The organism is Trichlorobacter sp. (genome assembly GCF_034008105.1).
Taxonomy (GTDB): domain Bacteria; phylum Desulfobacterota; class Desulfuromonadia; order Geobacterales; family Pseudopelobacteraceae; genus Trichlorobacter.
The window spans coordinates 1-4,283 of sequence record NZ_JAVEPN010000033.1; the positions used below are offsets into that span (position 1 = coordinate 1).

The following is a 4,283-nucleotide window of genomic DNA, read 5'->3' on the forward strand; positions in this document are numbered from 1 at the left end:
TCTTGTCGTAGGCGCTGTTCTTCGGTACCAGCACCACCACCGGCATCTCTTCATCGATCAGCGCGATCGGGCCGTGCTTCATCTCGCCGGCTGGATAGCCTTCGGCGTGGATGTAGGAGATCTCCTTTAGTTTTAAAGCCCCTTCCAGGGCGATCGGGTAGTTTTTGCCGCGGCCCAGGTAGAGAAAGTCGCGGGCATGCATGTACTGTTTGGCGACTTTTTCTGTCGCATCATTGATCTCCAGGCACTGTTCCAGCAATTCAGGGAGTTTTTTAAGCCCGGCAATCATCTGCCGTCCCTGGGCGGTATCCAGTCTGCCGATGGCCCGTCCCAGCCGGATGGTGAACAGGTGCAGGGCCGCCAGCTGGGTGACAAAGGCCTTGGTGGAGGCCACGCCGATCTCGGGGCCGGCATGGGTGTAGAGTACGCCGGCCGCTTCGCGGGCGATGGAAGAGTCCAGCACGTTGCAGATGGCCAGGTTAAGTGCCCCCAACTGTTTGGCCTCCCGCAGGGCCGCCAGGGTGTCGGCAGTCTCGCCGGACTGGGAGATCACCATCACCAGGGTGGACGGGTCAATCACCGGCTTGCGGTAGCGGAACTCGGAGGCGATATCCACCTCCACCGGGATGCGGCAGTGTTCCTCGATCAGAAACTTGCCGGTCAGGGCGGCGTGCCAGGAGGTGCCGCAGGCCACGATCACCATCCGGGAGATGGTCTGCAGGGTGGCATCGTCATAGTGCAGGTCTTCCAGATGGACGTCGCCCATCTCTTCCCGAAAGCGTCCCGCCAGGGTGTCGCGCACTGCCCGGGGCTGCTCGTGGATCTCCTTGAGCATGAAGTGCTTGAAGCCGCCCTTCTCGGCCATCAGGGGCGACCAGTCGATATGGCGTACCTTTTTTTCCAGCGGCTGTCCGGCGATGGTCGAAAAGGCAGCCACGCCATTGCGGAAGATGGCCAGGTCGCCATCCTCCATGAAGACCATCTCGCGGGTATGGGCCAGGATGGCTGGGATGTCTGAAGCGACGAAGAATTCCTGGTCAGCCAGCCCCACCACCATCGGCGAGCCGACCTTAGCGGCGATCAGGGTGTCCGGTTCGTCGAGGCAGAGTACGCAGACCGCAAAGGCTCCCTGCAGTTCCTGCAGGGCAGCACGGACCGCTGCTTCAAAGCCCAGGCCCTGTTTATGTTTTTCCTCCACCAGGTGGGCGATCACCTCGGTGTCGGTCTCGCTGGAAAAGCTGTGGCCCGCGGCCTTGAGCTGTTCTTTCAGGGCGAGGTAGTTTTCGATGATCCCGTTATGCACCACCACGATCGAGCCGGCCTTGTGGGGATGGGCATTGGTCTCGGAGGGGCGGCCGTGGGTGGCCCAGCGGGTGTGGCCGATGCCGATGGTGCCGTCAAGAGGTTGCTTTTGCAGCAGCTTGGCCAGGTTGATGAGCTTGCCTTCGCTGCGGCGTACGGCGATGCCGGTCGGCTGCAGGGTGGCGATGCCGGCCGAGTCGTAACCGCGGTATTCCAGTTTGCGTAGGCCCTCAAAGATGATCGGGGTGGCCTGTTGAGGGCCGATATAACCGACGATGCCGCACATGGTTGCGTTCGTTCCTTTCCGGTTGCCGCTGGTGAGCGGTAACATGTCAAACGATCCTGTCAAGAATTTGCTAATTTCACTTAATTGCGCTGATAAGTCAAGGGTTTCTGGTGTGTCCGGAATCCCTTGTTGGTGGTGATGTGAGTGCCGTTGGCATCGCGCTTACAGGCTTGAATACGCCACCGGTTTCACCTATGATTCTAATCGACAATTATTCAAGGAGTTGCTGAGCATGCACGTTGAGCAGATGAAGGCGGTGTTACGGGAGATTCTGACCAAAACCGATCTGACCCCCTGTGTGGTTGGCCATCGCGGAGTCGGCAAGACCGCCGGCATTGTGCAGGTCTGCCGGGAGATCGGCTGGCGTTACCAGTCGTTGCGCTTGGGACAGATGGAGGTGGGCGATCTGGTGGGCATACCGTACCGTGAAGGGGATATCATGCACTGGTCGCGCCCCTCCTGGTGGCCGGCCGATGACGATCCGCCCACCCTGGTGCATTGTGATGAGTTGAACCGGGCCCAGCAGGAGGACACCCTGCAGGCCATCTTCCAGTTTGTGGAGCCGCCGGCCGAGGGGCTGCAGCGTTCGTTGCACACCCATCGACTGCATCCGCGCCATAAAGTAGTAGTCACCATCAACCCGCCCGACGGCAGCTATCAGGTGGCTACCCTGGACCGGGCCCTGATCGACCGGATGGTGATGCTGTACGTGGAGACCGATTATCAATGCTGGGCTCGCTACGCTGCGACCCGTGAGCTGGATGGCGACGTACGCGGCTTCCTGGCCGGCAATAGCGGTATGCTGGCCAAGCAGGGGGCGCCAATGGAGATGCAGGTTGAGCCCACCGAACGTGGCTGGGAGATGGTCAGCGCTCTGCGGCGACACTGCCGTTTCCCCGGCGATCTGGCCATGGAGGTTTATGCCGGCATTGTGGGTAAGGAGGCGGCCATCACCTTTATGCGCTGGCTGGCTGATCGGGCTGGCCGGCCCTTGACCGCCCGCGAGGTGCTTGATGACTGGCCCCGTGTGGCTGAGCAGGCCGCTGCCCAACGTGACGACGTGCAGGCCGCCACCATCAACGACCTGCAGGCAACGCTGCAAACGGCGTCTAGTCTGGATGGTCAGCAGGAACAGCATCTGGTGGCCTATATCGCGGTGCTACCCCGTGACCTGCGGTTCGGCTTCGTCAAGACGCTGCTGCGGATACCGGTGGTGGCCCTGGCCATCAGTCAGGACAAGTATGACCAGGTCGTGTTTGAGGCCATCAAGGCGATCGGTGCCGAGGCGGAAACGTCAGTGGCATAACTGGACAGGTCTCAAGAACGCGGTATGCTGACAACCGTGGACGATACTTTGCACCAGAGAGGAGGACGATGTGACGACCAAGCTACAGGTGGTATTTTACAGTATGTATGGCCATGTGTACCGGATGGCCGAGGCGATAGCCGAAGGGGCACGCAGTGTGGACGGCTGCGAGGTGCAACTGCTGCAGGTGCCTGAACTGATGCCGGACGAGGCGCTGGAGAAGTCCGGCGCCAAGGCCGCCCGGGCCGCCTTTGCCCATATTCCGGTCGCTGAGCCAGCTCAGTTGGCTGAGGCCGATGGGATCATCTTCGGCACGCCGACCCGCTTCGGCAACATGGCGGCCCAGATGCGTAACTTTTTGGACCAGACCGGCGGTCTGTGGGTACAGGGGGGGCTGGTGGGCAAGGTGGGCAGCGTCTTTGCCAGTACCGGCACCCAGCATGGCGGTCAGGAGACCACCATCACCAGCTTTCACAATACCTTGTTTCACCACGGCATGGTGGTGGTAGGGGTACCCTACAGCGAACAACGCTTGGTGACCATGGATGAGATCACCGGCGGCACGCCCTATGGCGCCACCACCCTGGCTGCGGCCGACGGTTCGCGGCAACCGTCGGAGAATGAGTTGGCTATCGCCCGTTTCCAGGGCGCCCACGTGGCTGCCATCACCAGGAAGCTGCATGGCTGATGACAGGCTTGTCTTACGCGGATGGGCGACGGCGAAATTCGTCTCGCCCGTCCGCTCAAGACAGGATCCTGATCAGGCGGCTACGGCAACCTGACCACCACCCGGCCCCGGATGCCGCCGTGCAGAATGGTCTGTAATTTTTCTTCAACCCCTTCCAATGCCACTTCGGTCACCAGTGTCTCCAACTGGTCCGGTTTCCAGCTTTCTGCCAGCTTCTCCCACACCTGCAGGCGTGGCGTGGTGGGGCAATTGACCGAGTCAATACCGATCAGGCTGACGCCCCGCAAGATAAAGGGATAGACATTCATGGTCAGCTCTGCTGATCCAACCAGCCCGCAGCAGGTCACCGTACCGCCGTAGCGGGTAGATTTCAGCACCGCCGTCAGCGTCTCTCCACCCACCACATCAATGGCCCCGGCCCAGCGTTCGGCCATCATCGGCCGCTCAGCCCCGGCGGTTACCTGTTCGCGCGGGATGACCTCCGTAGCGCCCAGCTCCCGTAAAAAACCTTCATCGCTCGTCTTGCCGGTGGCTGCCACCACGCGGTATCCCGCCTTGGCCAGGATAGCGACGGCGATGCTGCCGACCCCGCCGGTGGCGCCGGTCACCAGGATGTCGCCATCGTCTGGTTGGATGCCTGCCTGCACCAGCTTCAGCACCGACAGCGCGGCGGTAAAGCCGGCGGTACCCAGCGCCATACT

Annotated in this window: 4 protein-coding genes; 2 read left to right on the forward strand and 2 right to left on the reverse strand. The window is 61.6% G+C overall.

The window, feature by feature from the left end; genetic code table 11:
- On the reverse strand, positions 1-1,588 hold a 1,588-nt coding region (gene glmS / locus RBQ93_RS12270; RefSeq protein WP_320372411.1), incomplete at its 3' end, for a glutamine--fructose-6-phosphate transaminase (isomerizing).
- Between the two features lie 232 nt (positions 1,589-1,820).
- Here glmS and RBQ93_RS12275 point away from each other — a divergent pair.
- Together RBQ93_RS12275 and wrbA are read left to right on the forward strand one after the other, a co-directional pair.
- Complete coding sequence (locus RBQ93_RS12275; RefSeq protein WP_320372408.1) at positions 1,821-2,894, forward strand: hypothetical protein; 1,074 nt, start codon at positions 1,821-1,823, stop codon at positions 2,892-2,894.
- A 70-nt stretch (positions 2,895-2,964) separates the two neighbouring features.
- Positions 2,965-3,582 carry an NAD(P)H:quinone oxidoreductase gene (gene wrbA, locus RBQ93_RS12280; RefSeq protein ID WP_320372409.1) on the forward strand — a complete coding sequence of 206 codons (618 nt, stop codon included), beginning with the start codon at positions 2,965-2,967 and terminating at the stop codon, positions 3,580-3,582.
- 80 nt (positions 3,583-3,662) lie between these two features.
- Here wrbA and RBQ93_RS12285 read toward each other — a convergent pair.
- Positions 3,663-4,283 (reverse strand): zinc-binding dehydrogenase (locus RBQ93_RS12285; protein WP_320372410.1); only part of this gene is annotated, 621 nt, incomplete at its 5' end.